At 66.2% G+C, this 26,655-nt stretch carries 23 protein-coding genes; 19 read left to right on the top strand and 4 right to left on the bottom strand.

Features of this window, described 5'->3' with window-relative positions:
- Window positions 1-39 precede the first annotated feature (39 nt).
- Window positions 40-1,053, bottom strand: a complete 1,014-nt coding sequence (locus ACTU6V_RS05895) for a GNAT family N-acetyltransferase (RefSeq protein WP_443475186.1) — start codon at window positions 1,051-1,053, stop codon at window positions 40-42.
- A gap of 77 nt (window positions 1,054-1,130) precedes the next feature.
- Here ACTU6V_RS05895 and ACTU6V_RS05900 point away from each other — a divergent pair, with 77 nt between their 5' ends.
- From ACTU6V_RS05900 to ACTU6V_RS05945, 10 genes are all read left to right on the top strand, one after another.
- Complete coding sequence (locus tag ACTU6V_RS05900) at window positions 1,131-1,475, top strand: PadR family transcriptional regulator (protein WP_443467492.1); 345 nt, start codon at window positions 1,131-1,133, stop codon at window positions 1,473-1,475.
- Window positions 1,476-1,477: 2 nt separating this feature from the next.
- Window positions 1,478-2,503, top strand: coding sequence for an HAAS signaling domain-containing protein (locus ACTU6V_RS05905; protein WP_443475187.1), 1,026 nt, complete (start codon window positions 1,478-1,480; stop codon window positions 2,501-2,503).
- 59 nt (window positions 2,504-2,562) lie between these two features.
- A complete protein-coding gene (locus ACTU6V_RS05910) occupies window positions 2,563-3,471 on the top strand; it encodes a 1,4-dihydroxy-2-naphthoyl-CoA synthase (RefSeq protein ID WP_443475188.1) in 909 nt (302 codons plus the stop codon).
- A 15-nt stretch (window positions 3,472-3,486) separates the two neighbouring features.
- On the top strand, window positions 3,487-4,623 hold the full coding sequence (locus ACTU6V_RS05915) for an AMP-binding protein (protein WP_443475189.1): 1,137 nt from the start codon (window positions 3,487-3,489) through the stop codon (window positions 4,621-4,623).
- Window positions 4,624-4,684: 61 nt separating this feature from the next.
- Window positions 4,685-5,476, top strand: a complete 792-nt coding sequence (locus ACTU6V_RS05920) for a class I SAM-dependent methyltransferase (protein WP_443467488.1) — start codon at window positions 4,685-4,687, stop codon at window positions 5,474-5,476.
- A gap of 58 nt (window positions 5,477-5,534) precedes the next feature.
- On the top strand, window positions 5,535-6,734 hold the full coding sequence (locus tag ACTU6V_RS05925; protein WP_443475190.1) for a sensor histidine kinase: 1,200 nt from the start codon (window positions 5,535-5,537) through the stop codon (window positions 6,732-6,734).
- Entirely contained in the window at window positions 6,731-7,366 is a 636-nt protein-coding gene (locus tag ACTU6V_RS05930) for a response regulator (protein ID WP_443475191.1), read from the top strand. Before ACTU6V_RS05925 ends, ACTU6V_RS05930 begins: the two co-directional genes overlap by 4 nt.
- A gap of 160 nt (window positions 7,367-7,526) precedes the next feature.
- Window positions 7,527-8,306: an ABC transporter ATP-binding protein gene (locus ACTU6V_RS05935; protein WP_443467485.1), complete on the top strand. Its 780-nt coding sequence runs from the start codon at window positions 7,527-7,529 to the stop codon at window positions 8,304-8,306.
- Window positions 8,303-9,763: an ABC transporter permease gene (locus ACTU6V_RS05940; protein WP_443475192.1), complete on the top strand. Its 1,461-nt coding sequence runs from the start codon at window positions 8,303-8,305 to the stop codon at window positions 9,761-9,763. Before ACTU6V_RS05935 ends, ACTU6V_RS05940 begins: the two co-directional genes overlap by 4 nt.
- Window positions 9,764-9,834: 71 nt before the next feature.
- Entirely contained in the window at window positions 9,835-10,494 is a 660-nt protein-coding gene (locus ACTU6V_RS05945; RefSeq protein ID WP_443467483.1) for a 2-phosphosulfolactate phosphatase, read from the top strand.
- Window positions 10,495-10,499: 5 nt separating this feature from the next.
- Here ACTU6V_RS05945 and ACTU6V_RS05950 read toward each other — a convergent pair whose 3' ends face one another.
- The 3 genes from ACTU6V_RS05950 to ACTU6V_RS05960 form a co-directional block, all read right to left on the bottom strand.
- Entirely contained in the window at window positions 10,500-10,988 is a 489-nt protein-coding gene (locus tag ACTU6V_RS05950; RefSeq protein WP_443467482.1) for a SprT-like domain-containing protein, read from the bottom strand.
- A 56-nt stretch (window positions 10,989-11,044) separates the two neighbouring features.
- Window positions 11,045-11,572: a tetratricopeptide repeat protein gene (locus tag ACTU6V_RS05955; protein ID WP_443467481.1), complete on the bottom strand. Its 528-nt coding sequence runs from the start codon at window positions 11,570-11,572 to the stop codon at window positions 11,045-11,047.
- 77 nt (window positions 11,573-11,649) lie between these two features.
- Window positions 11,650-12,510, bottom strand: coding sequence for a spermidine synthase (locus tag ACTU6V_RS05960; protein WP_443467480.1), 861 nt, complete (start codon window positions 12,508-12,510; stop codon window positions 11,650-11,652).
- Between the two features lie 135 nt (window positions 12,511-12,645).
- On the opposite strand from ACTU6V_RS05960, the gene ACTU6V_RS05965 reads away from it, so the two are divergent.
- The 9 genes from ACTU6V_RS05965 to rpoB all read left to right on the top strand — a co-directional run bounded on the left by ACTU6V_RS05965 (window position 12,646) and on the right by rpoB (window position 26,630).
- On the top strand, window positions 12,646-13,941 hold the full coding sequence (locus ACTU6V_RS05965) for a sugar ABC transporter substrate-binding protein (protein ID WP_443467479.1): 1,296 nt from the start codon (window positions 12,646-12,648) through the stop codon (window positions 13,939-13,941).
- Window positions 13,942-13,982: 41 nt separating this feature from the next.
- Window positions 13,983-14,963: a carbohydrate ABC transporter permease gene (locus ACTU6V_RS05970; RefSeq protein ID WP_443467478.1), complete on the top strand. Its 981-nt coding sequence runs from the start codon at window positions 13,983-13,985 to the stop codon at window positions 14,961-14,963.
- The gene (locus ACTU6V_RS05975) at window positions 14,960-15,796 is read left to right on the top strand and encodes a carbohydrate ABC transporter permease (RefSeq protein WP_443467477.1); all 837 of its coding nucleotides are present in this window, start codon (window positions 14,960-14,962) and stop codon (window positions 15,794-15,796) included. Before ACTU6V_RS05970 ends, ACTU6V_RS05975 begins: the two co-directional genes overlap by 4 nt.
- Window positions 15,793-17,262: a glycoside hydrolase family 3 protein gene (locus ACTU6V_RS05980; RefSeq protein WP_443475193.1), complete on the top strand. Its 1,470-nt coding sequence runs from the start codon at window positions 15,793-15,795 to the stop codon at window positions 17,260-17,262. The genes ACTU6V_RS05975 and ACTU6V_RS05980 overlap by 4 nt, the downstream gene beginning before the upstream one ends.
- Before the next feature lie 167 nt (window positions 17,263-17,429).
- On the top strand, window positions 17,430-19,109 hold the full coding sequence (locus ACTU6V_RS05985) for an ABC transporter substrate-binding protein (RefSeq protein ID WP_443467475.1): 1,680 nt from the start codon (window positions 17,430-17,432) through the stop codon (window positions 19,107-19,109).
- Between the two features lie 89 nt (window positions 19,110-19,198).
- Window positions 19,199-20,203 (top strand): ABC transporter permease, encoded by a 1,005-nt coding sequence (locus ACTU6V_RS05990; protein ID WP_443467474.1) that lies wholly within the window; start codon window positions 19,199-19,201, stop codon window positions 20,201-20,203.
- Complete coding sequence (locus tag ACTU6V_RS05995; protein ID WP_443467473.1) at window positions 20,200-21,150, top strand: ABC transporter permease; 951 nt, start codon at window positions 20,200-20,202, stop codon at window positions 21,148-21,150. The genes ACTU6V_RS05990 and ACTU6V_RS05995 overlap by 4 nt, the downstream gene beginning before the upstream one ends.
- A gap of 1 nt (window position 21,151) precedes the next feature.
- A complete protein-coding gene (locus ACTU6V_RS06000) occupies window positions 21,152-22,834 on the top strand; it encodes an ABC transporter ATP-binding protein (RefSeq protein ID WP_443467472.1) in 1,683 nt (560 codons plus the stop codon).
- A gap of 295 nt (window positions 22,835-23,129) precedes the next feature.
- A complete protein-coding gene (gene rpoB, locus ACTU6V_RS06005) occupies window positions 23,130-26,630 on the top strand; it encodes a DNA-directed RNA polymerase subunit beta (protein ID WP_443467471.1) in 3,501 nt (1,166 codons plus the stop codon).
- The last annotated feature ends 25 nt before the right edge of the window (window positions 26,631-26,655 follow it).

The raw sequence follows: 26,655 nt of genomic DNA on the forward strand, positions 1-26,655 counted from the left end.
TAGCGGCACAATTCGCGACCTGAACGGGGGCGAGCGGGGCTACAGCTTCTTCTGGAACTCGGCCAAGTGCTCGGAGGGGGCGAAGCCCAGTGCGCGATTGATCGCAAGCATCTGAGTGTTCACGCCGGCGTTGTACGTGTGGAGTGAGCGGACCGCGGACGCGTGCTGCTGCAGCATCCGAAGATTTGCGACCTTGACAGCCATACCCAGGCGGTGCCCGCGGGCCTCGCGCCGTACGAGCGTGCCCCATTGGTACGCGTTGCCGTCATCGCCCGAGACGACTAGCTGGGTGTAGGCGACCACGCGGCCGGTGGCATCTTGCGCGGCGGTGCCGTAGCTGCGCCGATTCTGTCTCGCGAGCAGCACCTCGTTCTCGCGTACCGCATCGACGTCGACTGTCGTGGGTTCGATGTCGAGGTCTCCCACCGGCGCCTCGGTATCGAGGGAGGCATCCAGCTCGGCCCAGTCGCGGACGAGATCTTTCGGGATATTGCCGATCCATGAGCGCAGCGTGTAGCCGGAATTGTGTCGCGTCGCGTCGTGCTCGAGGTCACCGAGCAGCTCCGCATCCAGCGGCAGACGCAGACGGCTCTGCACATCGCCGAGTGCGAGCGTATACCCGTGGCGCCGCGCGAATTCGCGACCCGGGATGCCGGTGCCGTCGTCGCCCGCAGAGTAGGGCCACGATGCATTCGAGGTGAGGATGCTGCGCCCGGCGCTGCGCGCCGCAGTCTCCAGGGCGCTGAGCACTGCCGTTCCGGTGCCGCGTCGTCGAAGGTCGGGGGCGACGTGGACGCCGAGGGCGGCCGAACGCAGGTTGTCGCGCAGCGGCAATGCGAGTCGTCCGCTCGCGACGACGTTGCCGTCGAGGATCGCCAGGTAGGCGCGGCGCTCGACGGTGTCGGTGCGCTGCTGCAGTTCGTGCCGTGACTCGTTGCGCGTCCACACGGCCGTGTCCGCTCCGCGATCGGCGCGTTCCGCGGCGGCGTAGATGTTCCACCACAGATCGACCGATGCGCGGTCGAAGGGGTCTATCTGCGTGACCTGAAGCATCCTGCAACGGTACCCTCGATCCAGTCTCATCAATGTGTCATTGACAATAGTGTGTGACGCACAGTAATGTGATCGACATGAACGAAACGCTCGATACGCACCTGCAAGAGCTGCGGCGCGGCACCATCGTGCTCGCCTGCCTGCAGCTGCTTCGCACTCCGGGTTACGGCTACGGCCTGCTCGAAGACCTCGAGCGCCATGGGTTCGCGACCGACGCGAACACCGTGTATCCGCTGCTTCGCCGTCTCGAGAAGCAGGAGTATCTCACCAGCGAGTGGAACACCGAAGAGGCCCGGCCTCGAAAGTTCTATCGCACCTCTGGTGCCGGCATCCGCCTGGCTGATGCGCTCACGACCGAATGGGCCTCGCTCACCGAAGCGATCGCGACCCTCCCCCTGGACACCCCTGAACAGGAGAACTGATCATGGCTGCAACACTCATCGAGCGGTACATCGCCGCCGTCACGAAGTCTCTGGACCCCACCACCCAGGAAGACGTCCGCGCCGAGCTCGAATCCTCCATCAGCGCCGCCGTCGAGGCGCGCGCTGACCAGGGCGAGAAGCGAACGGATGCTGAGCGCGCCGTCCTCACCGAACTCGGTGACCCCGCGGTGCTTGCGGCCGGCTTCGCCGATCGTCCGCTGCACCTGATCGGGCCGAAGTACTTTCTCACGTGGTGGCGACTGCTGAAGCTGCTGCTGTGGATCGTGCCCGTGAGCGTCGCGGCAGCCGTGGCGCTCGGGCTGACGATCTCGAACGCGCCTGTCGGCGAGATCATCGGTCAGACGATCGCCGTGACGCTCTCGGTCGCCGTGCACCTCTGCTTCTGGACCACTCTGGTGTTCTTCATCCTGGAGCGGACCGGGGCCGACACGGGGGTGAAATGGTCGGTGGATTCTCTGCCGGAGCCGCACGAGAGCGGTGCGGGTCGAAGTGACCTCATCGCCTCGCTGGTGTTCCTGGGGCTCGCCGCCGCGGCGCTGCTGTGGGACCGTTTCGTCGGATTCGTGGTGTTCTCAACGGGCGACCTCGACGTGACCAAGGGACTGGGTGGGCAGACGGCGGCGATGCCGTTCCTGAATCCGGAGCTGTGGCCCTGGTGGCTGGGCGGGGCTCTGGTGCTTATCGCGCTCGAAGCGGCTCTCGCGATCGCCGTCTACGCAGGGCGCGGATGGCATTCGGGCCTGGCCGTGTTCAACACCGTGCTCGCCATCGTGTTCGCATCCGGTGCGATCTACCTGCTGGTGACCGGCCAGCTGATGAACCCGGACTTCCTTGCGTTCGTGGTGGATGCCGGCGGAGAAGGCTTCGCAGCCGGAGACGCCGAGGCAGCGGGTGAAGGCGGTATCTTCCGGATCCTGGCGGTGCTCACGGGCGCGGTCATCATCGGTGTCGCCGCCTGGGACATCATCGACGGCTGGCGCAAGGCGCGTCGCGCGCAGCGCGGCTGACGACCGCCCGCTCGTTCGCTGACGCGACACACGTTCAGGTCGCGGCATAGGCTGGAGCCATGGTCTCTGATCTCTTCGATCCCGCGGAATGGGTGCTCGCGCCCCGTGCCGACGCCTACACTGACATCACCGCGCACGTCACTCACGACGGCGGCGTCGCTCGCATCGCGTTCAATCGTCCGGAGGTGCGCAATGCGTTCCGCCCGCACACCGTGGACGAGCTGTATCGCGCGCTCGACATCGCCCGTCAGGATCCGAAGATCGGAGCCGTGCTGCTCACGGGCAACGGCCCGAGTGCGAAGGACGGCGGTTGGGCGTTCTGCTCGGGGGGTGATCAGCGCATCCGAGGGCGTGATGGTTACAAGTATGCTTCGACAGGCTCAGCAACCGAGGGCGCTACATCCTCTGCCTCGTTGGGGCGCCTGCACATCCTCGAGGTGCAGCGACTGATCCGTTTCATGCCGAAGGTCGTCATCGCGGTCATCCCCGGGTGGGCGGCTGGCGGCGGACACTCGCTGCACATCGTGTGCGATCTGTCGATCGCCTCGGCTGAGTACGGCAAGTTCAAGCAGACGGATGCTGACGTCGGTAGTTTCGATGCCGGATACGGCTCGGCGTACATGGCGCGCCAGAGCGGGCAGAAGATCGCCCGCGAAGTGTTCTTCCTCGCTGAGGAGTACTCGGCGCAGCGTGCCTACGAGATGGGCACCGTCAACCGCGTCGTGCCGCACGAGGAGCTCGAGAAGGAGGCGCTCGCGATGGCGCGCACGGTGCTGACGAAGTCGCCGACGGCGATTCGGATGCTGAAATTCGCGTTCAACGCTGTCGATGACGGACTCGTGGGGCAGCAGATCTTCGCCGGTGAAGCGACGCGCCTGGCCTACGGCACTGACGAGGCGGTCGAGGGCCGCGACTCGTTCCTCGAGAAGCGCGATCCCGACTGGTCGTCGTTCCCGTACCACTTCTGACGCGGGGAGGCCCGAATGACCCAGCTCGTCACTACCGCGGCTGACGACGCGGCTCTGCTGCAGCAGCACCTCGCGCGCGCGCTCGCCGGCGGCCCCGCACTCGGGCTCGGGATGCTGGGGGATCAGCCAGGCGAGGTTGAAGACGGCACCGCTGTGGTGATCGGAACCTCCGGCTCCACCGGCATCCCCAAGCGGGTCGTGCTCAGCGGCGAGGCTCTGCGTGCCGGAGCCGAAGCGACAGCGAACCGGATCGGCTCTGGGCGCTGGCTACTCGCGCTGCCCGCCGGTTATGTCGCGGGGCTCCAGGTGCTGGTGAGGTCCATCCTCTCGGGCACGAACCCTGTCGTTCTCGACGGTGGGTTCTCGCCGCGGGCGTTCGCCGAGGCGACGCTCCCCATGATCTCGGCGGAACCGCTGTTCACGTCTCTCGTCCCCGCACAGATCTCGTCACTGCTCGACGCGGCGGATGATACGACCGTGCTCGCAGCGCTCCAGGCCTATCGGGCGATTCTCGTCGGAGGCCAGGCATTGCCGCAGCCGGTGCGCGATCGCGCGACCGAGCTGGACGTGCGGCTCGTGCGCACCTACGGCTCGACGGAGACGAGCGGCGGATGCGTGTATGACGGCATCCCGCTCGACACTGCCGCGGTGCGCACGGTCGATGGAGAGCTGCAGATCGCCGGTGCCATGCTCGCAGACGGTTACCTCGGAGATCCCGCGCTGACAGCGCGGACGTTCCTGCGGGATGTGCACGGCATTCGCTGGTATCGCACGGGCGATCTCGGGATCGTCGAAGACGGCACGGTCAGCGTGCACGGGCGGGCGGACAACGTCATCGTCTCCGGGGGCGTCAACGTCTCACTCGACCGGGTGGAGCGCATCGTCCGCGGCATCCCTGGTCTCACGTCTGCCGTGGTCGTCGGCGTCGATGATGAGCGGTGGGGCGAAGCATCCGTCATCGTCGCCGCACGCGGCGAGGCCCTGCGCCGCAGCGAAGCCGAGCAGCTCGAGCGGGCCCGCGAGGCGGTGGCGGAGGAGCTCGGGAAGCCGGCGAGGCCCGCACGGCTGATCCTCGTCGACCAGCTTGCGACGCTGTCTTCGGGCAAGCCCGACCGCGAGGGGATTCGTCGCATCGCCGCCGAGCTCCGCTGACCCGCGGGCGGGCGTGCCAACCGACGGATGCCCACCGCGGCGATGGTGCGAGACTGAGCGAATGGCCACCTACACCCACGGACACCACGAGTCGGTGCTGCGCTCGCACAACAACCGCACGATCGCGAACTCTGCTGAGTATCTGAGGCCGCATCTCGCACCCGGCATGAGCCTTCTCGACGTGGGCGCGGGGCCGGGCACGATCACGATGGAGTTCGCCGCGGCGGTCGAACACGTCACCGCGACAGAGATCGGCGATGCCGAGCTGGCGCTGTCGCGGGCGCTCGCCGCAGAGCAGGGCGTCTCGAACATCGATTTCGCGGTCGAAGACGTGCACGCGTTGAGCTTCCCCGACGACACTTTCGATGTCGTCCACGCGCACCAGGTGCTGCAGCACGTCGCGGACCCTGTACAGGCGCTCCGCGAGATGGGCCGCGTCGCCAAACCGGGCGGTGTGGTCGCCGCGCGCGACGCCGACTATGCGGGGTTCTTCTGGTTCCCGCTGCTGACGGAGCTCGACGAATGGCTACGCCTGTACCGCGAGGCCGCACGCGCCAACGGCGGCGAACCGGATGCTGGTCGCAGACTCCTCTCGTGGGCACGCGCCGCCGGGTTCGAGGACATCACGTCGACAGCATCCACCTGGTGCTACGCGACGCCCGAGGAGCGCGCGTGGTGGGGCGGCATGTGGGCCGATCGCATTCTCGAGTCGGCTCTTGCGCGGCAGCTGGTCGATTCTGCGATGGCGACCAGAGCGGACCTCACACGAATCAGCGACGCATGGCGCGCGTGGGCGGATGACGGTGACGGCTGGTTCCTCCTGCCGCACGGCGAGATCCTCTGCCGCGTCTGAGCACCAGATACATCTCCAGGCGGATGCCGCAGACCACTCGCTCGCGTAGCGTGAAAGCGTGACCCGTCCACTGTCTCCCGCCGCGCTCGTCCTCGACATCGTCGGGGCCTTCGTGCTGTTCGCCGTGGTTGCTCCGTTGTCTCTGGTGTTCTATGCCCCTGGCAGCATGAGCACGATCGCTTCCGAATCAGTGTCGGTCGCCGTCGTGTTCATCGCGGGACTGCTGCAGTGCGGTGCGGTTGCGATCGGCAGGCTCGCCCCGGGCCTCGCGCTCGCAACAGCCTGGATCGGAGCGGTCGTACAGATGGCGGCGGGCCTGGCTCCACTGCCCATCAACGTCGCGATCCTCGCAGTTCTCTACGCCACTGCTGCGTGGGGGGCCACGCGGACGTTCTGGGCGGGGCTGGCATCCGTTCTCGTGGGCGGGGTCATCGCCGGTGCATACATGGTCTACGTGAACGGACTGCTGACCGGCGTGAGCGCGCTGAGTAGCGCCGTCAATGTCGTGCTGTTCAGCATCATCAGCATCCTGGTTCTCGGCGCGCCGTGGCTCGGCGGCTTCGGATGGCGAATGGTGCTGCGCTGGCGCGCCAGCCGGGCGGCGCAGTCCATCGCAGAGCTCGCCGCCGCCGAAGAGCAGGAACGCGTGCGCATCGCGCGTGACATGCATGACGTCGTCGCGCATTCCCTCGCGGTGATCATCGCGCAGTCCGATGGTGCGCGGTATGCGGCGGCAACCGCGCCCGACGTCGCGATCGAGACGCTCGGAACGGTTTCGCAGACCGCGCGCGCCGCGCTCTCAGACGTGCGGATGCTGCTGACCCAGTTGCGTCATCGCCAGGGAGACGGACCCCAGCCGACGATCGCCGACCTGGAGCAGCTGTTCGCGCACGTGCGACAGGCAGGGCTCGAGCCGCGCGTGACCGTCGATCCGATGCCGCCGGGGGAGCCGCCCGCGGCGGTGCAGCTCGCCGTGTACCGGATCCTGCAGGAGGCTCTGACCAACGCGATCCGGCACGGTGCGGGAGACAATGTTAACGTGCGAATGGCGTGGATGGCGGACCGCGTCGACCTCGAGGTGAAGAACTCGGTGGCCTCGACGCAGACCGCCGCGACCGGCGGTCACGGCATCGTCGGCATGCGCGAGCGCGCACAGTTGATCGGCGGCGTGCTGACCGCTTCTCGTGACGGCGAAGAATTCGTCGTGCGCGGCACATTACCGATCGGGAGCACCATCGGTGCGGGAGGACAAGAATGATCCGAGTGCTGCTGGTGGATGACCAGTCGCTGTTCCGTGCCGGCATCCGCATGCTTGTCTCTTCGCAGCCCGACATGGAGGTCGTCGGCGAAGCAGGAAACGGGCAGGAAGCCTTGGGCGCAGTCGCCGCGCACCGCCCGGATGTGGTCCTGATGGACATTCGGATGCCGGTGATGGACGGCCTGACGGCGACGGCCGAGATCCTCTCGCGGCCCCAGCCGCCCAGGGTCGTGATGCTCACCACGTTCGATCTGGATGAGGCAGCGGCACGGGCGATCCGTCAGGGCGCGAGTGGGTTCCTTCTGAAGGATGCCGAGCCGGAGTTCCTGCTCGCCGCGATCCGCACTGTGAATTCCGGATCGAGCGTGATCGCGGCATCCGCCACGCGTGAGCTCTTCGCCCACTTCACTCCACAGACGCGGCCGGTACCGGACTGCTTCGCCTCGCTGACCGAGCGCGAGCAGGAGATTTTCGCACTCGCAGCAAGGGGCCTCTCGAACGCCGAGATCGCCGGGCGTGAGTACCTGAGCGAAGCGACAGTGAAGACGCACATCAGCCGCATTCTGACAAAGCTCTCGCTACGCGATCGCGTGCAGCTGGTGGTGTTCGCCTTCGAGCACGGCCTCGCCTGACCCCCTCCCTCCCGCCAAACCTGCAAAACCACGCCGAGACCACGGCTACACGATGCGGTCTCGGCGTGGTTTTGCAGGGTTGCGGATCATCCTCGAGATGTAGACGGATGCTCCGCGCGGGCGATGCGGCGATGCACAGCGCCGAAATAGCGTCGAAGTCATGGAGATCACGACCACCGACCTCGGGCTCGCCGCCCGGGTCCAGCACCTGACCAAGTCCTACGGCTCCGGCGACGGCGCGGTGAAGGCGCTCGACGACGTGAGCGTCGGCATCCGCCGCGGCCAGTTCACCGCGATCATGGGGCCGAGCGGTTCGGGCAAGTCCACGCTCATGCACATCATGGCGGGGCTGGATGCTCCGACCGAAGGGCGAGCGTGGATCGGCGACACCGACGTCACCGGCCTCAACGACGTCGAGCTGACGATCCTGCGCCGTCGCCGCGTCGGGTTCATCTTCCAGGCGTTCAACCTCGTGCCCACGCTCGATGCGCTCGGCAACATCCTGCTGCCCTTCGAGCTCGACGGGCGCAGGCCCAGCGCCATCGAACGCGCGCGAATCGATGCGCTCGTCGAACGGCTGGGGCTTGCGGCGAGACTGAATCACCGTCCGCACGAGCTCTCCGGCGGGCAGCAGCAGCGCGTGGCGATCGCCCGCGCGCTCGCCACCGGCCCAGACCTCGTCTTCGCCGATGAGCCGACCGGCAACCTCGACTCCCGCAGCGGGCGCGAGGTGCTGGCGCTGCTGGCCACGGCGAGCCGCGAGCAGGGACAGTCGATCGCGATGGTCACCCACGATGCGATCGCCGCCAGCCATGCCGACCGCGTGCTCTTCCTCGGCGATGGTCGCATCGTCGCCGACCACCCCCGCCAGAGCGCCGAGCAGATCGCGTCGCACATGCTGGCGGCTGAAGCTTCCGAAGCGGCAGAGGCCGCCGCATGAGCGCCGTGATGACGTCCGTCCCCGAATCGACGGCCACAGGGCCACGGTTCGGCTGGCTGCGCGAGCGCGGGATGGGAGCGAGCATTCTCGTCGCCGCACTGTCGTCGGCGTTCGGGGTGGTGCTCGTCGAGGCGACGGCCTACATCGGTGCGCTGCTGAAGGCAGACCCGTACATCGGCGACAGCGGGACCCTCGCGGTGATCGTCGCGATCCTCTCCGTCCTCCTCGTCGGTGTCGCCCTCTACGTCGCGGCGATCGTCACCGCGAACACCTTTGCGACGATCGTCGCCGGCCGCACACGTCGCATCGCGCTGATGCGACTCATCGGTGCCACGGCACGCTCGCAGCGCGCCGAGGTCGCAGGCCACGGTTTCGGCGTCGGCGCGCTCGGAGCGCTGATCGGTCTGGTCGTGGGGCTGCTGGTTGCAGCCTCCGGCCTGCTTCTCGCCGATCGGCTGCTCGGTGCCGTGCCGGAGGCGTCGCTCGTACAGCCGGCGGTCCTGATCCCGGCGCTCGGCGTGGTGCTGACGACCTGGCTGGCAGCGTGGGTCGGCTCACGCCGAGTGCTGTCGGTGACCCCGCTGCAGGCGATCGGCGGTTCTGTCGAGCGATCGCACGACAACGCGAAAGCCCGCCCCGCCCGTCACGTCGGCGCTCTGCTGCTGCTCATCCTCGGCCTCGCGCTGCTCGTGTTCGGAGTCCTCGCGGGCCTCGTCACCCCTCTCGGTGTGATCGTGGCGTTCTTCGGCGGCCTGCTGTCATTCACCGGGCTCTCGATCGGCGCAGTGCTCGTCATGCCGCCGCAGCTGCGCCTGGTCGGACGCCTGTTCGGGAAGTCGGCGACGGCGCGGTTGGCCGCGGAGAACGCGCTGCGGTATCCGGAACGCTCGAGCCGCATGGCGATCGGCGTGGTGATGGGGGTGACGTTGGTGACGATGTTCGCCGTCGCGCTGGAGTCGGTCAAGGTGCTGCTGACGAAGGCGGCGGGTGGAGAACTCGACTCGGAGTTCGCACTCATCATGGACGGCTTCGCCGCGGTGATGATGGTGCTCGTCGGGATCTCGGCGGTGATCGCTGCGGTGGGGCTCGTGAACCTGCTGACAATCGGTGTCGTGCAGCGGCGCCGTGAGCTCGGACTGCTGCGCGCGATCGGCCTGTCGAACGTGCAGGTGCGACGGATGATCCTGCTCGAGGCGCTGCATATCACCCTCACCGCGACGGCCACGGGGCTCGTGCTCGGTGTGCTGTACGGCTGGATCGCCGCGCAGTCACTGCTCGGCTCGGTGAGGATGCCGCCGCACTTCGATCAGACGGCAGGGCTCATAGCTCCGGCGGTTCCGTGGGTGCCCGTGCTGGTCATCGTCGTCGCGACCGCGGTGCTGACTCTCGTCGCTGCCGCAGCACCGACGAGGCTGGCAACCAGGGTGGCGCCGGTCGAAGCGCTCGCGGTGGATTGACCACTCGGGTGGCTCGTGACAGTGCGACACACGCCGTCGCCACGAGGGCACCCGCCTCTAGGCTGAGACGCATGTCGCAGCCGTTCTCCCAGCCGTCGTATCAGGTCCGCTTCGAGTGGGGAGTCGCGGGTCTCGCTCGCCTCGCCCCGGCCGACATCGTGGTCGTGGTCGATGTGCTGCGCTTCTCCTCGACGGTGACGGATGCCGTGGCATCCGGCAGTAGCATCTCGCTCCCGGATGCCGTGAGCTGGTCCCGCAACGGCGCAGCCGTCGCGGCGGCAGCGGCAGGGGATGCGACGGTGCTGGTCGGATCGCTGCGCAACGCCTCTGCGGTTGCTCGTGCGGTGCTGGAAGTGCAGAACCGGCGTCAGACGCGCACATCGGTCAACGTGATCGCCGCGGGTGAATTGACGGATGCCGGAGACGTCCGCTTCGCCGTCGAAGACCAGCTCGGCGCGGGGATGATCATCGCGGCGCTCAGCGACCTCGGCGCGGATCACACTTCGCCGGAAGCCGCCGCAGCCTGCGAATCCGCGCGTGGCCTCCGGCGGGCGATGCGGCACCTGCTCACGGCATCCGGGTCTGCCAAAGAGATCGCCGACGGCGTCGGGTCCACCGCGAAGATGCTGGCTTCGGGAGTCGCTCCCACCGAGGCTGCTGCGGCATCCGAGGTCGATGCCACCGACGCGGTCCCGGTGCTCGTAGGCGAGACGTTCGTCGCGTTCGAGTAGCCGACTCAGCGCGGGGTGCGGGCGGCGAGCTTCGCGGCGGGAGTGATCTCGCGGCGCACCCAGCTGAACTCGAACTGCGGGTTGAAGGTCTTCGAGCACTTGGCGCACGATGTCGCCCGGCTCGGCCGGCGGTGCCGATAGGTGACGTGGCCGACTGGGCACGTGCCGATCCAGGGCGCGAGCTCTACGGCGGTCTCACCCTGGTGCGTGGTGCCGCCGACGTAGCCGATCTCGAGGGCGATGCGCTTCCAGCTGGATCCGTGCGCGGCACGGTGACCGGCAAGGGCATGCGCGACCTCGTGCAGCAGGACCTGATGGATCTCGTCATCGTCGAAGCGGGCGGCGAGATAGCGCGAAACAGTGATGCGCTTCGCGCGGAAGTCGCATTGACCTGCGCGCCGCTTCGCGTTGTCGAAGCCGAAAGCCCACGACTCGTCGAGGTGCATGCGAATCAGCGCCTCGCCCCAGACGCGCACTCGGTTCAGATCCGCCATGCGCTCAGAATAGAACACGGCTCAGACAATCGCGCGTCCGATCCGCTGCTGCCCGCTCAGCTGCTGATGAGCTGCCCGGTGCGGCGCTTCTCCGTGGCCTCGATGGCGAGGAGCACGACTTCGAGTTTGGAGTCGGCCGCTCCCGCTTCTCGGCGAAGGAACAGCTCCTGCTTGAAGCTCTCGCGGGCGAGTTCGAAGTCTCCCGCTTCATAGGCGTTGCGGCCCTGATGCTGGTGCGCGAAGGCGGCGATTCCGCCCCAGCCCTGTCCCTCGGCTTCGGTGATGCAGGTGGTCAGCTCCTGCTCTGCGGCAGCGTATGCACCGCGATACTGCAGGACTGTCGCGTGCAGCACGCGCGAGCGCAGCACATCTTTGCGGGTGCCCGCCATGCGCGCGAGGCGAACGGTCTCATCAGCGAGGGCAAGCGCCTCGTCGAGGCTGCCGAGCACCTTCAAAAGCCATACCCGTTCGAGCATGGCGGGAAGGCTTCGCTGCGACTCGATCTCAACGAGTCTCTCGCCGCACTCGATCCGATCGACCGTCTCACGAAGAGTCTCTGAGTCGTACCCCTTGATGTAACCCAATGTGCTCTCCTCTCGCGCGTCTCCAGTCTGCCTGTGACCGGCTGAGAAGAGCGGTCGGCGCGCCCCGCAGTCTGATTTCAGCGGAGGAAGATCGATGCGTCCGGCTTCGGGGACGCCACCGCATCCGCATCCGTGACGATCCGCGCGCCCTGGGCGAAAGCGTCGACCTCTGCACCCTGGGCGATCTTGGCCGGATGGGGGCCCGCCGCCAGCATCCTGGGCAGCCATTCGGTCGGCAGGGGAGAGGCGGATGCCGCGATCACGAGGTTCCCGAATCGACGGCCCTTGAGCACCTGGGCGTCGGCCAGTAGCGCAACCTCGGGAAGCACGTGGGCAACGGTCGCGATCTGGCGGCGCGCGAACGCGAGACCGGGGCCATCGGCGACGTTCACCAGCAGGACGCCCGCGGGCGCGAGCAGAGCCGAGACTTCTCGGTAGAACTCGACGCTGGTCAGGTGTGCGGGCGTCTGCGCGCCGGAGTACACGTCCGAGACGACGAGGTCGCACGCGCCGATGAGCGCTGCGGGCAGGCGAGCGACGCCTTCGCGCGCATCGCCGATCCGAATCCGAATGGATGCTGCACGTGGCAGCGGCAGGTGCTCTCGAACGAGCGTGGCCAGAGGTGCCTCGAGCTCGATCACCTGCTGGCGCGATCCTGGTCGGGTCGCATCGATATAGCGCGGAATGGTCAGCGCCCCCGCACCCAGATGCACCGCCGTCACCGGGCCTGGGCGCAGCTGATCGATCACCGCTCCCATCCGCACGATGTACTCGAAGTGCAGGTGGGTGGGGTCATCGAGGTCGACGTGCGACTGAGGAGTGCCGTCGACGACGAGCTCGAACCCCGAGGTGAACTCGGACGGCACGATGCTCGCGATGCCGCCGTGATCGAGGCGAGCGGTCGGATTCTCGGCATCCCGAGCGCGCGTTCTTCCCACGACAAGGAGCCTACGTTACAGCTGTGTGACGATCGCGGACTGGATTTGCATAGAATTTGTTAGTGGTAAATACTTTTTCGGAGGCGGCGTGCAATCGTGCGGCCGAAGGCAGTTTTCAATGAGGAGATTCACCTGATGAAGAAGCGTATTCTTCCGATCGTGGCGCTCGGCGTCACGGCGGCAATGGGTCTGGCCGGCTGTGCTGGCGACAGCGGCGACAGCGGCAACAGCGGATCGAATGGCGAAGGGGAGACCCTCAACGTCTGGATCATGAAGGGCACCAACCCCGACGCCACCGCCTTCTACGACGAGGTCTCCGCGGCCTTCGAAGAGAAGACGGGCGCCAAGGTCGAGATCGAAGAGGTTCAGTGGGCCGACGCACACGACCGCTTCGTCACATCGATCGCCGGTGGCACGACCCCCGACGTCGCCGAGACGGGCACCACCTGGACTGCAGAGTTCGCCGACGCCGGCGCACTGCTTCCGCTCGATGAGTACGTCGACGCCGAAGACGGCCTCCGCGATGACCTCGTCGAGGGTCTCGCCGTCGCCGGAACCTACGACGAAGAGCTCTACGGCATGCCCTGGTACGCGGGCGTTCGCGCGTTGGTCTACCGCACCGACATCTTCGAGGAGCTCGGGCTCGAGGCTCCGAAGACGTGGGACGACATCGTCACCGCGGGCGAAGCAGTCAAGGCCGCGCATCCCGAGATGATGGCATTCCCGGTTCCCGGCGACGCCGAGTTCCAGGTCTACCCCTGGGTCTGGGGTGCAGGCGGAGAGGTCGCCACCGAAGACGGCGGCGAGTGGACCAGCGAGCTCGACAGCGCCGAGTCGCAGGAGGGCATCCAGTTCTACACGGATCTCGCGACCAAGCACGGCTTCTCTTCCCCAGGTGCCACCACCTGGAAGGAGACCGACCTCAGCGACAACTTCGCACAGGGCAACGTCGCGATGATGTTGTCGGGTTCGTGGACTCCTGCTTCGCTCGTCGAGGCAGGCCCCGACCTCGAGGGCAAGATCGGCGCCGCGGTCATCCCGGGCAAGGATGGCGGCATCGCTCCTTCCGTCCTCGGCGGATCGCACCTGTCGATCTTCAACAACACGAAGAACGCCGACCTCGCGTGGGAGTTCACGAAGATGATGACCACCGGTGAGTTCGCCGAGCAGTGGGCGGCGCAGACCGGCTACTTCCCGGGTGTCGCATCGGCAATGGAAGAGGCCCTGGCCTCGACCGACCCGCTGGTCGCACCGTTCGCCGAGCAGATGGTCCAGGGCGGCGCATCCGTGCCGGTCACCCCCAACTTCGGCGCCGTCCAGGCGAAGAAGACCACCAACGCGATGATGCAGTCGATCCTCAGCGGGCAGAAGGACGTCGCCACCGCGACGAAGGATGCCGCAGCTGAGATGACCGAGCTGCTCAACCAGTAAGACTGGAATACCAGTAACGAAGAGTTAGGCAGTATCTCTTGATGTCGACGGTGCATGCACCGCTGCCGACACCCACGGAGGCGGGGAACAACCCCGCCTCCGTGGCCGGTGGCCGCCGATCCAATCGGTTCACTCTGATCGCGAAGTCGCGGCCGTGGCTGCTGCTTGCGCCGGGGCTGATCATCCTCGCGGGGCTGATGCTCTGGCCCCTCATCCAGGTGTTCATCTTCTCGCTGCAGGACTACGGTCTTCGCGAGATCAACACCGGTGAGAACAACTGGATCGGCTTCGGCAACTACATCGAGGCACTCACCGACTCCACGCTGTGGACCGTCGTGCTGCCCAACACCGTCGGCTTCGCCGTAGTCGCGGTGATCACCACGGTCGCCATCGGCACCCTGGTGGCTCTTCTGCTCCAGCGCCTTGGCAAGACGTGGCGGCTGATCGTCTCCAGCTGCATCATGATCGCCTGGGCGATGCCCGCGGTCACGGGCACATATGTCTGGACCTTCATCTTCGATGCCGACCGAGGAATCTTCAACAGCGTCCTGCTCGATCTCGGACTCATCGACGGACCGGTCAACTGGTTCACCAACCAGTGGTCCTTCTATGCGATCGTTCTGCTGAACGTCGTGCACCACGGCTTCCCGTTCGTCGCGATCACTATTCTCGCCGGTCTCCTCGGCGTGTCGAAGGAGATGCTCGAAGCCGCGGCCATGGACGGCGCAGGCGCATGGCGCCGCTTCTGGCAGATCGTCTTCCCCACACTGCGCCCGGTCTTCGCGGTCGTGATCATCCTGTCGACCATCTGGGACTTCAAGGTGTTCGCGCAGGTCTACCTGATGCCCGGCGGATCCGGATCGAACCGCTCCGTGCTCAACCTCGGCGTCTGGTCGTACGTCGAATCGTTCGGCCAGAACCGTTACGGCTTCGGCGCGGCGCTCGCCGTGCTTCTCACTCTCGTGCTGATCGGAATCACGATCGTGTACATCCGCTCGCTCATGAAGGAGGACGAACTGTGAACCCGAACAAGAAGTCCATCCTCTCCCGCACAGGCATCGGGGTCGCCGTCGCCGTTGTCCTCGCATTCACCCTCTTCCCCGCGTACTGGATGATTTCCAGCGCCTTCGATGCGAATGCCTCCAGCGGCGGCCGCTCCTTCATCCCCGAGGAGTGGACGCTCGATCACTTCGTCTTCGTGTTCAACGAGGGCGGCTTCGGCACGTATCTGCGCAACTCCGCGATCGTGGCGCTCGTGACGGTCCTCGTCAGCGCCCTGGTGTGCCTGCTCGCCGCCGTCGCCGTGGCCCGCTTCAAGTTCAAGTTCCGCACCATGATCCTCATGATGATCCTCATCGTGCAAATGGTGCCGCTCGAGGCGCTCGTGATCCCGCTGTTCCTGCAGGTCAAGAGTCTCGGTCTGCTCAACAGCATCATCGGTCTGATGATCGTGTACGTCGCGCTCTCGCTCGCCTTCGGCATCTGGATGCTGCGTGGATTCGTCGCCGCCGTCCCGGTCGAGCTCGAGGAGGCCGCGTACCTCGACGGCGCCAGCTGGTGGCGGATGTTCCGCTCGGTCCTGCTGCCGCTCGTGATGCCCGGCCTCGTCGCGACCTCGATCTTCAGCTTCATCACGGCGTGGAACGAGTTCATCTTCGCCATGACGATGCTCGGCGGTGCCCAGGACCAGTACACGGTCGCGATCGGCCTGAAGTCGTTCTTCGGTCTGCACTCGAACGACTGGGGCAGCATCATGGCGGCATCGACCATCATCACGATCCCGGTCATGATCTTCTTCGTCATCGTGCAGGGGCGCCTCGCCAGCGGGATGACCGCGGGGGCAGTCAAGGGATGACCGACGAGCTCACTCGCCTCGCCAACAGCGTGCTGTGGCCGGGCTTCTTCGGCACGGACGCGCCCGCGTGGCTGCGCGAGGCGCTCGCGCAGGATCTGGCCGGCGTCGTCTACTTCGGGCAGAACATCTCACCCGCCCTCGTGGAGCTGAGTGCCGAGATCCATGCGGCCAACCCCGACGCCCTGATCGGCATCGACGAGGAGGGCGGCAGCGTCACCCGCCTCGAGGTCGCCACCGGGTCAACGCTTCCAGGGGCAGCGCAGCTCGGCATCCTCGACGATCCGGTCGCGAGCGCGGCGACCGGTGCGGAGCTCGCCAGGCGTGCCCGCGCGGTCGGCGTCGACGTCGTCCTCGGACCCGTCGCCGACGTCAATACGGATCCGCGTAATCCCGTGATCGGTGTGCGTTCGTTCGGGTCCGATGCGCAGCTCGTCTCGCGCCATGTCGCAGCCACGGTGCGCGGCCTGCAAGACGGGGGCGTGGCAGCGTGCGTGAAGCACTTCCCCGGCCACGGCGACACGCATCTCGATTCGCATCACGCGCTGCCGGTGATCACGCTCGATCCGTCGGAGATCGAGGACGTCCATCTGGAGCCCTTCCTCGCCGCGATCGCCGCCGGCGTCGACACGATCATGACCGCGCACATCGTGGTTCCCGCATGGGGCGACCAGCCCGCGACGCTGAATCCTGCGGTGCTCGGGCGTCTGCGAGAGATGGGATTCGAGGGCGTCATCATCACGGATGCGCTCGACATGGCGGCGATCCGCGAGTCGGTCGGACTCGGCGGTGGGGCTGTGCAGGCTCTGGCTGCCGGAGCGGATCTGCTCTGCATCGGCAACCCGACGAACCCGGGGGATGCCGCAGCATCCGACCAGGACGAGCGCGACTTCCTCGCCGTGCGCGACGCGATCGTCGCTGCGCTGCGCGATGGGACGCTCTCCCGCGAGCGGGTCGAGCAGGCCCGCGATCGCGTGCGCGCTCTGTCGACGAAGCTCCGTGCCGCAGCACCTGTCGAGGCGCCGGCGTTCGACGGCGCAGCGATCGTCACGCGCGCACTGCGGATGACAGGCGAGGCGGATGCCGCGGCATCCGCTCTTTCGGTCATCGACGCTCGTCGACGCTCGACGCTCGCCGTCGACAGTGCCGCCGCATACGTCGCTGAAGTGCTGGCGGGGGAAGGTTTCCGTGTGCGGCTCGATGTCGCCCGCGCGACGGATGCCGAGCGGGATGCTGCCCTCGATGCCGCGGTCGCCGCGGAGGGTCGACTCGTGGTGCTGATCGACCGCCCGGACGTGGACGATGATCAGCGTGCGCTCGTCGAGCTCGCCGCCGCTCGTGACCGGGAAGCGGTCGTGGTGAACGTGGGGCTCGCGTCGCAGCATCCGCTGTCTTTGCCTGTCGTGGAGGTCGCCGCGGCGAGTCGTGTGGGGGCTGAGGCGGCCCGCGCGCTCCTGCTTTCTCGCTGAGATGGGGCGCCGGGTGCGGCGCTTGTTACTCGGCTGATACCGGATCGCAACATTAATGCGTTTGGATTCCGGGAGCGGTCTGGGTAGCGTCGATGCATCACGTGTCACGAGAGCGACGTTGCTCCCAGAACGCGCAAGGAAGCGCCCCAACAGGGAAGGTACACAGCATGATCACTACATCTATGCGCAGACGGCGAGGGCTCATCGCCGTCACCGGCACCGCAATCGCGGCGATGCTGCTCTCCGGCTGCGTCGCCAGTGAACGCGGCGACGACTCCGGTGATGGCGGTGGAGGAGACGTCGACAGCACGTTCGTGTTCGCGGCCTCCTCGGACCCGGCCAGCCTCGATCCTGCCTTCGCGCAGGACGGCGAGACCTTCCGCGTCTCCCGGCAGATCTTCGAGGGTCTCGTGGGCACGGAGCCAGGCACTGCCGACCCCGCGCCGCTGCTGGCTGAGTCATGGGAGTCCGCTGAGGACGGCATGTCGCACACCTTCGCGCTGAAGGAGGACGTGACCTTCCACGACGGCACCCCGTTCAACGCCGAGGCCGTGTGCGCGAACTTCGACCGCTGGTACAACTGGACCGGGCTTGCCGCATCCGAAGCCTTCGGCTACTACTACAACAAGCTCTTCCACGGTTACGCCGACAGTCCTGAAGACGCCGTGTACAAGTCCTGCACGCCCGATGGCGACTACTCGGTCACCGTCGAGCTGAACAAACCCTTCGCCGGTTTCATCCCCGCACTTTCGCTGCCGGCCTTCTCGATGCAGAGCCCGAGCGCGATGAACGAGTTCGGCGCTGACGAGGTCGGCGGTTCGGCTGAGGCTCCGCAGATGTCGGAGTACGCCGAGGGCCACCCGGCCGGAACCGGTCCGTTCAAGTTCGAGGACTGGGCGCGCGGCGAGCAGCTCACGCTCACCTACTTCGACGAATACTGGGGCGACAAGGGCCAGATCGACGAGATCATCTTCCGCACGATCGATGACCCGACGGCTCGTCGTCAGTCGCTCGAGGCAGGCGACATCGACGGGTACGACCTGGTCGGCCCCGCTGACACGGCGGCTCTCGAGGAGGCCGGGTTCAACATGGTGTCGCGTCCTCCGTTCACGATCCTGTACCTGGCGTTCAACCAGCAGATCCCTGAGCTGCAGGACCCGAAGGTGCGTGAGGCGCTCTCCTACGCGATCGACAAGGATGCCCTGATCTCGCAGGTGCTGCCCGAGGGCACGCAGAAGGCGACGCAGTTCATCCCGCCGGTCGTCAACGGCTACAACGAGGACATCACCACCTACGACTACGACGTCGACAAGGCCAAGGCGCTGCTGGCAGAGGCCGGCTACGACGAGGCCAACCCGCTGAAGCTCGACTTCAACTACCCCGTGAACGTCTCGCGTCCGTACATGCCCGACCCCGAGCAGATCTTCACCGTTCTGTCGACGCAGCTCGCAGAAGCAGGCGTGGAGACCACTCCGGTCTCGGAGGAGTGGGTCGAATACCTCGACCGCACCACCGGCACGGCAGATCACGGCATCCACCTGCTGGGCTGGACCGGCGACTACAACGACACCGACAACTTCGTCGGCGTCTTCTTCGGTGCGCAGAGCTCGGAGTGGGGCTTTGACAACCCCGACCTGTTCGGCGCCCTGTCCGAGGCGCGTGGCGTCGCGGATCTCGATGAGCAGACCGGTCTGTACCAGAGCATCAATGAGATGGTCGCCGAGTTCATCCCCGGTGTGCCGCTCGCGCACCCGGCTCCGACGCTGGCCTTCGACTCGCGAGTCGAGAGCTTCCCCGCGAGCCCGGTGAACGACGAGGTCTTCAACGAGATCGTCCTCACGAAGTAACGCCGCTCTCACCGCCCCGTTTCGATCCCTGAGCCTGTCAAAGGGTCGAAACGGGGCGGTGCCGGCACCCGAATCAGACGGAGTACTTCTTGCTGCGCACCATCGGCAGGCGACTGCTGTTCCTTATTCCCACCCTGTTCGGCCTCAGCATCCTGCTGTTCGCCTGGGTCAGGGCCCTTCCAGGCGGACCCGCCGTCGCTCTCCTCGGTGAGAAGGCGACACCAGAAGCCATCGAGCGGGTCAACGAGCTCTACGGCTTCGACAGGCCTCTTATCGAGCAGTACTTCATCTGGATAGGCCGACTCCTGCAGGGAGACTTCGGCACCTCGATCCAGACGAACCGGCCAGTGCTGGAAGAGTTCCTCCGCCGCTTCCCTGCGACGATCGAACTGTCTATCGCGGCCCTCATCATCGCGATCGGCATCGGCGTTCCGCTGGGCTACTGGGCTGCGCGCCGACACGGCAAGTTCAGCGACCACTCCGCGGTCGTGCTGAGCCTGGTCGGAATCACGATCCCGGTCTTCTTCCTGGCCTTCATCCTGAAGTACATCTTCGCGGTGCAGCTGGGGTGGCTCCCCGCCGACGGTCGGCAGAATCCGCGGATCGACGCCACGCACCCCACGGGGTTCTATGTGTGGGACGGCATCATCACCGGTGAGTTCGATGCGTCGTGGGATGCCATCCTGCACCTGATCCTGCCGGCGGTCGCCCTCGGCACTATTCCGCTGGCGATCATCGTGCGCATCACCCGAGCGAGTGTGCTCGAGGTGCAGAACGCCGACTACGTCCGCACCGGCCGCGCCAAGGGCGTCTCGAGCTCCACGCTGCGCGGACGCTTCATCCTGCGCAACGCCCTGCTGCCGGTGGTCACCACGATCGGTCTGCAGACCGGCCTTTTGATATCGGGCGCGGTGCTCACCGAGACGGTCTTCGCCTATCCGGGTATCGGATCGTTCCTGGCCCGCGCGATCTTCACGCGCGACTTCCCCGTGCTGCAGGGGTTCATCATCTTCATCGCGATCGCGTACGCGCTGATCAACCTCGCGGTGGATGTCTCCTACAGCCTGATCGACCCGAGAGTGAGGGTCCAATGAGCATTCCACTTCCTCCCGCGCAGGGCGGCGGCGCCCTCGACACCGTCACGATGCTGCAGACGGATATGAGCGAGAGCCCCGGCGGCTTCTGGCACGACGTCTTCCGGCGTCTGCGTGGAAACCCGACCGCATGGATCGGCGCGGTCATCGTCTTCCTCTTCGTGGCGGTCGCCATCCTGGCTCCCCTCCTGGCGCCATACCCGGAGACCGCTCTCCCCGGTGCACGCGACATCACACCGACGCACATCCCCGGTCCCGGTGAGATTCCCGGCTTCCCGCTCGGCCTTGACCGCTTCGGCGGCGACGTGCTCTCCAAACTCATCTGGGGCGCGCGAGCGTCTCTGCTGGTGGGTGTGGTCTCCACCGCCCTTGGCCTCGTAGGCGGAATGGTGCTCGGCCTGCTCGCCGGAACCTTCGGCGGCTGGGTCGACACCCTGATCATGCGAATCGTCGACATCATCCTGTCGGTGCCGAACCTGCTGCTCGCGGTCTCGATCGCTGCGATCCTCGGCCAGACGCCATTCGCGGTGATGATCGCCATCGGTGCCTCGCAGGTGCCGATCTTCGCGCGACTGCTGCGGGCATCCATGCTGCAGCAGCGATCCAGCGACTACGTGCTCTCGGCGCAGACCCTCGGCCTCGGGCGCGGCCGGATCACGATGTCGCACGTGCTGCCCAACGCGATCGGCCCGGTCATCGTGCAGGGCACGCTGACGCTCGCCACCGCGGTCATCGATGCGGCAGCGCTCTCCTTCCTCGGCCTCGGCGGTGGGCGCCCCGAGACGGCGGAATGGGGGCGGATGCTCACCTACGCGCAGAGCGAGCTCGCGATCGCGCCGTGGCTGGCGTTCTTCCCCGGCATCTGCATCGCGGTCACCGCTCTCGGCTTCACTCTGTTCGGTGAGGCGCTGCGAGAATCCATGGACCCGAAGACGAGGGCGCGCTGACATGACAGAAGCACAGAAGGCCAGCACTCCGCTGTTGTCGGTCGAGGGACTCGCTGTCGACTTCCATACCTTGGACGGCACAGTCCACGCCGTCGAGGGCGTCGATCTGGAGATCTCCGAGGGCCAGACGGTGGCGATCGTGGGGGAGTCGGGCTCCGGCAAGTCGACCACCGCGATGGCTATCATCGGACTCCTCGCGGGTGGCGGACACATCGCCAGAGGCAGCATCCGGCTCGACGGGCGTGACATCTCTCATGCGTCCGAGAGTGAACTGCGCAGCATCCGGGGTCGGGATATCGGACTGGTGCCTCAAGACCCGATGTCGAACCTCAACCCGGTCGCGAAGATCGGCACGCAGGTGGCCGAGACGCTGCTCGCGCATGGACTCGCGAACCGCCAGAACGTCTCGAAGAAGGTCGTCGAGGCGCTGGAGGCCGCGGGGCTCCCCGATGCAGCCAAGCGCGCGAAGCAGTACCCGCACGAGTTCTCCGGAGGCATGCGCCAGCGTGCGCTGATCGCGATCGGGCTCGCCTGCAAGCCACGGCTCCTCATCGCCGACGAGCCCACGAGTGCGCTCGATGTCACGGTGCAGCAGACGATCCTCGATCAGATCGGTCAGATGACGAGGGAACTCGGCACCGCGGTGCTGCTGATCACCCATGACCTCGGGCTCGCCGCCGAGCGCGCGGAGCGCGTGATCGTCATGCACCGCGGAAAAGTCGTCGAGCAGGGCGATGCGCGGCAGATCCTCGAGGACCCGCAGCATCCGTACACGAAGTCGCTCGTCGCGGCGGCCCCGTCCGTCGCCGTCGCGCGCCTCCAACCCGAGGCGTTCACGGCGTCTGCTCAGCGTTCGGCCCCTGAGCCTGCCGAGGGGGCAGAACCTGTTCGCGCGGCATCCGACAACATCGTCGAGATCGAGAACCTCACCAAGGTGTACCCGGTGCGCGGGCGAGGCGAGGATTTCGTCGCCGTCAACGACGTCTCGCTGGTGATCCCGCGCGGGGAGACCGTCGCGATCGTCGGCGAATCCGGGTCGGGCAAGACGACCACGGCGCGGATGCTGCTGAAACTGATCGATCCGACCAGCGGCGTCATCCGGTACGAGGGCAAAGACATCTCCAAGCTCACTCGCGCCGAGTCGAAGGATTTCCGTCAGCGGGTGCAGCCGATCTTCCAGGATCCGTACTCGAGCCTGAACCCGATGTTCACGATCGAGCGTCTGATCGCCGAACCGCTGGAGTTCTACAAGCGGGGGAGCGGTGCCGAGCGGCGCAAGCGCGTGCGGCAGCTGCTCGATGACGTCGCGCTGCCGCAGTCGATGCTGCGGCGCTATCCCTCCGAGCTGTCGGGTGGCCAGCGCCAGCGCGTCGCGATCGCACGCGCACTGGCGCTCTCGCCCGATCTCATCGTCTGCGACGAGCCGGTCTCGGCACTCGATGTTCTGGTCCAGGACCAGATCCTGACGCTGCTCGGCGACCTGCAGCGCGAGTACGGGTTGAGCTACCTGTTCATCTCGCACGATCTCGCGGTCGTGCGGCTGATCAGCGACTACGTGTGCGTGATGAAGGACGGCGCACTCGTCGAGGCTGCGACGAGCGAAGAGATCTTCACGAACCCCCGTGACCCGTACACGAGGCGACTGCTCGCCTCGATTCCGGGCAACGAACTGAACATCGCCTGACCCCGCCGCTCCTCCTCCCCTTCCTCTACTAACCTGCAAAACCACGCCGAGACCGCGGCGATTCGCCGCGGTCTCGGCGTGGTTTTGCAGGTTAGCGGGGGCCTTTTACCGCAGCATCCGGAATTGGTCAAGGATCACGCTTGCCATGTCGCGAAATCGGACGTATAGTTGTTCTTTGCGCCTCGGTTCTCCCTGCCCTCATATGGTGGTCGGCAGATGCTGAGCATCCGAGTGCGCACTCCACCTGACGACAAAGGAATCGAGAAGCCCTGCGGGGCTCACGGAGGTTATTCCCTTGGCTGCTGCTCCCAACGCATCCACATCCACCACCAACAAGAACGGGCGCGGCGCATCGCGTCTCTCGTTCGCCAAGATCTCCGACACGCTGACGGTCCCTGACCTTCTCGCGTTGCAGACCGAGTCCTTCGACTGGCTCGTCGGCAACGACACGTGGAAGGCCCGCCTCGCCGAAGGCAAGAAGGCCGGCCGCAAGGATCTCAACGAGTTCAGCGGTCTGGAGGAGATCTTCGAGGAGATCTCTCCGATCGAAGACCTCAGCGAGACGATGCAGCTGAGCTTCACCAACCCGTACCTCGAGCCTGAGAAGTACTCGATCGACGAGTGCAAGGAGCGTGGCAAGACCTACGCCGCGCCGCTCTACGTCGAGGCCGAGTTCATGAACCACCAGACCGGTGAGATCAAGACTCAGACCGTCTTCATGGGCGACTTCCCGCTGCAGACCAGCAAGGGAACCTTCATCATCAACGGCACCGAACGTGTCGTCGTGTCCCAGCTCGTCCGCTCGCCCGGTGTCTACTTCGACAAGACGCCCGACAAGACCAGTGACAAGGACATCGTCTCCGCTCGCGTCATCCCGAGCCGTGGTGCATGGCTCGAGTTCGAGATCGACAAGCGCGACCAGGTCGGCGTCCGCGTCGACCGCAAGCGCAAGCAGTCCGTCACGGTCTTCCTCAAGGCTCTCGGCATGACAAGCGAAGAGATCCTCGCTGAGTTCGCCGGCTTCCCGTCGATCGAAGAGACCCTCGCCAAGGACACCATCCTCACCAAGGAAGACGCCCTTCGCGACATCTACCGCAAGCTCCGTCCGGGCGAGCAGGTTGCCGCTGAGGCTGCCCGCGCGCTGCTGGACAACTTCTACTTCAACTCGAAGCGCTATGACCTCGCGAAGGTCGGTCGCTACAAGATCAACCAGAAGCTGGGCCTGAACCAGCCGCTGGACTCTTCGGTGCTGACCGTCGAGGACATCGTCGCGACCATCAAGTACCTCGTGCGTCTGCACCGCGGCGACGAGACCTTCACCGGTTTCCGCAGCGGCAAGAAGGCCGAGATCCGCATCGCGACCGATGACATCGACAACTTCGGCAACCGTCGTATCCGCGCCGTCGGAGAGCTCATCCAGAACCAGGTCCGCACGGGTCTGTCCCGCATGGAGCGCGTCGTCCGCGAGCGCATGACCACGCAGGACATCGAGGCCATCACCCCGCAGACCCTGATCAACGTGCGCCCCGTCGTCGCCGCGATCAAGGAGTTCTTCGGAACCTCGCAGCTCTCGCAGTTCATGGACCAGAACAACCCGCTCGCGGGTCTGACCCACAAGCGCCGCCTCTCGGCGCTTGGCCCTGGTGGTCTGTCCCGTGACCGCGCAGGCGTCGAGGTTCGTGACGTTCACCCGTCGCACTACGGCCGCATGTGCCCCATCGAGACTCCTGAAGGCCCGAACATCGGTCTGATCGGATCGCTCGCGACCTTCGCTCGCATCAACTCCTTCGGGTTCATCGAGACCCCGTACCGTCGCGTTGAGAACGGCGTCGTCACCGACGACATCGACTACCTCACCGCAGCCGAGGAGAACGACTTCAACATCGCTCAGGCGAACGCGAAGCTCGACAAGAACAAGAAATTCGTCGACAGCCACGTGCTCGCACGCCCGAAGGGCGGAAGCGGTGAGGTCGACATGTTCGAGCCCGCCGAGATCGGCTACATGGACGTCTCCCCGCGCCAGATGGTGTCGGTGGCGACCTCGCTCGTGCCGTTCCTCGAGCACGATGACGCACAGCGCGCGCTCATGGGCGCCAACATGCAGCGTCAGGCTGTGCCGCTGCTTCGCAGCGACTCGCCGCTGGTTGGAACCGGTATGGAGGGCTACGCAGCCGTCGACGCCGGTGACGTGCTCACCGCCGACAAGGCTGGTGTGGTCACCGAGGTCTCCGCAGACCGCGTCGTCGTGCAGCTCGACGAGGGCGGCACGCAGGAGTACCACCTGCGCAAGTTCGACCGCTCGAACCAGGGCACCTCCTACAACCAGAAGGTCGTCGTCTCGGCCGGTGAGCGCGTTGAGGTGAACGAGGTCATCGCTGATGGTCCCGCCACCGAGAACGGCGAGCTCGCCCTCGGCAAGAACCTGCTCGTCGCGTTCATGACCTGGGAAGGCTACAACTTCGAGGATGCGATCATCCTCAGCCAGGACCTCGTGAAGGACGACACGCTCTCCTCGATTCACATCGAAGAGTACGAGGTCGACGCTCGCGACACGAAGCTCGGCAAGGAGGAGATCACCCGTGACCTCCCCAACGTCAGCCCTGAGCTGCTGAAGGACCTCGACGAGCGCGGCATCATCCGCATCGGTGCCGAGGTTCGCCCCGGCGACATCCTCGTCGGCAAGGTCACGCCCAAGGGTGAGACCGAGCTGTCGGCCGAGGAACGTCTGCTCCGCGCCATCTTCAACGAGAAGAGCCGTGAGGTTCGCGACACGTCGCTGAAGGTTCCGCACGGTGAGCAGGGCACGATCATCGCGGTCAAGGAGTTCAACGCTGAAGATGGCGACGACGAGCTCGGCTCCGGCGTCAACCGCCGCGTCGTGGTCTACATCGCCCAGAAGCGCAAGATCACCGAGGGTGACAAGCTCGCCGGCCGTCACGGCAACAAGGGTGTCATCGCGAAGATCCTCCCGATCGAGGACATGCCGTTCCTTCCGGACGGTACCCCGGTAGACATCGTCCTGAACCCGCTCGGCATCCCTGGACGAATGAACTTCGGTCAGGTGTTGGAGACCCACCTCGGGTGGATCGCCAAGCAGGGCTGGAAGGTCGAGGGCAACCCCGAGTGGGCGGCTACGCTCCCGAAGGATGCCTTCGAGGCGGCCCCCGGCACGAAGGTCGCAACGCCTGTGTTCGACGGTGCAGAAGAGCACGAGATCGCTGGTCTCCTCGACTCGACTCTGCCGACTCGCGACGGCGACCGTCTCATCGGCCGCTCGGGCAAGACGCAGCTGTTCGATGGCCGCTCAGGAGAGCCGTTCCCGGCACCGATCTCGGTCGGCTACATGTACATCCTGAAGCTGCACCACCTGGTCGACGACAAGATCCACGCCCGTTCGACCGGACCGTACTCGATGATCACCCAGCAGCCGCTCGGTGGTAAGGCGCAGTTCGGTGGACAGCGCTTCGGTGAGATGGAAGTGTGGGCCCTCGAGGCTTACGGTGCGGCATACGCACTCCAGGAGCTCCTCACGATCAAGTCCGACGACATCCTCGGCCGCGTCAAGGTGTACGAGGCGATCGTCAAGGGCGAGAACATCCAGGAGCCTGGCATCCCCGAGTCGTTCAAGGTGCTCATGAAGGAGATGCAGTCGCTCTGCCTGAACGTCGAGGTGCTCTCGGCTGACGGTACGACGGTCAACCTCCGCGACACCGACGATGAGGCATTCCGTGCCGCAGAAGAGCTCGGTATCAACATCTCCAGCCGATTCGAGTCCGCCTCGATCGACGAGATCTGACGCGCACCCTTCGACAAGCTCAGGG

The organism is Microbacterium zouquanmingi, assembly GCF_052266675.1.
In the GTDB taxonomy this organism is placed as follows: domain Bacteria; phylum Actinomycetota; class Actinomycetes; order Actinomycetales; family Microbacteriaceae; genus Microbacterium.

Excerpts from the sequence above, each read along its gene's own strand:
- ACTU6V_RS05950 (WP_443467482.1), bottom strand. The coding sequence starts at position 10,988 with ATGGCGGATCTGAACCGAGTGCGCGTCTGGGGCGAGGCGCTGATTCGC.
- ACTU6V_RS05970 (WP_443467478.1), top strand. The coding sequence starts at position 13,983 with ATGTCGACGGTGCATGCACCGCTGCCGACACCCACGGAGGCGGGGAAC.
- ACTU6V_RS05895 (WP_443475186.1), bottom strand. The coding sequence starts at position 1,053 with ATGCTTCAGGTCACGCAGATAGACCCCTTCGACCGCGCATCGGTCGAT.
- ACTU6V_RS05985 (WP_443467475.1), top strand. The coding sequence starts at position 17,430 with ATGATCACTACATCTATGCGCAGACGGCGAGGGCTCATCGCCGTCACC.
- ACTU6V_RS06000 (WP_443467472.1), top strand. The coding sequence starts at position 21,152 with ATGACAGAAGCACAGAAGGCCAGCACTCCGCTGTTGTCGGTCGAGGGA.
- ACTU6V_RS05905 (WP_443475187.1), top strand. The coding sequence starts at position 1,478 with ATGGCTGCAACACTCATCGAGCGGTACATCGCCGCCGTCACGAAGTCT.
- ACTU6V_RS05945 (WP_443467483.1), top strand. The coding sequence starts at position 9,835 with ATGTCGCAGCCGTTCTCCCAGCCGTCGTATCAGGTCCGCTTCGAGTGG.
- ACTU6V_RS05930 (WP_443475191.1), top strand. The coding sequence starts at position 6,731 with ATGATCCGAGTGCTGCTGGTGGATGACCAGTCGCTGTTCCGTGCCGGC.
- ACTU6V_RS05915 (WP_443475189.1), top strand. The coding sequence starts at position 3,487 with ATGACCCAGCTCGTCACTACCGCGGCTGACGACGCGGCTCTGCTGCAG.
- ACTU6V_RS05980 (WP_443475193.1), top strand. The coding sequence starts at position 15,793 with ATGACCGACGAGCTCACTCGCCTCGCCAACAGCGTGCTGTGGCCGGGC.
- ACTU6V_RS05900 (WP_443467492.1), top strand. The coding sequence starts at position 1,131 with ATGAACGAAACGCTCGATACGCACCTGCAAGAGCTGCGGCGCGGCACC.
- ACTU6V_RS05965 (WP_443467479.1), top strand. The coding sequence starts at position 12,646 with ATGAAGAAGCGTATTCTTCCGATCGTGGCGCTCGGCGTCACGGCGGCA.
- ACTU6V_RS05995 (WP_443467473.1), top strand. The coding sequence starts at position 20,200 with ATGAGCATTCCACTTCCTCCCGCGCAGGGCGGCGGCGCCCTCGACACC.
- ACTU6V_RS05920 (WP_443467488.1), top strand. The coding sequence starts at position 4,685 with ATGGCCACCTACACCCACGGACACCACGAGTCGGTGCTGCGCTCGCAC.
- ACTU6V_RS05940 (WP_443475192.1), top strand. The coding sequence starts at position 8,303 with ATGAGCGCCGTGATGACGTCCGTCCCCGAATCGACGGCCACAGGGCCA.
- ACTU6V_RS05935 (WP_443467485.1), top strand. The coding sequence starts at position 7,527 with ATGGAGATCACGACCACCGACCTCGGGCTCGCCGCCCGGGTCCAGCAC.
- ACTU6V_RS05910 (WP_443475188.1), top strand. The coding sequence starts at position 2,563 with ATGGTCTCTGATCTCTTCGATCCCGCGGAATGGGTGCTCGCGCCCCGT.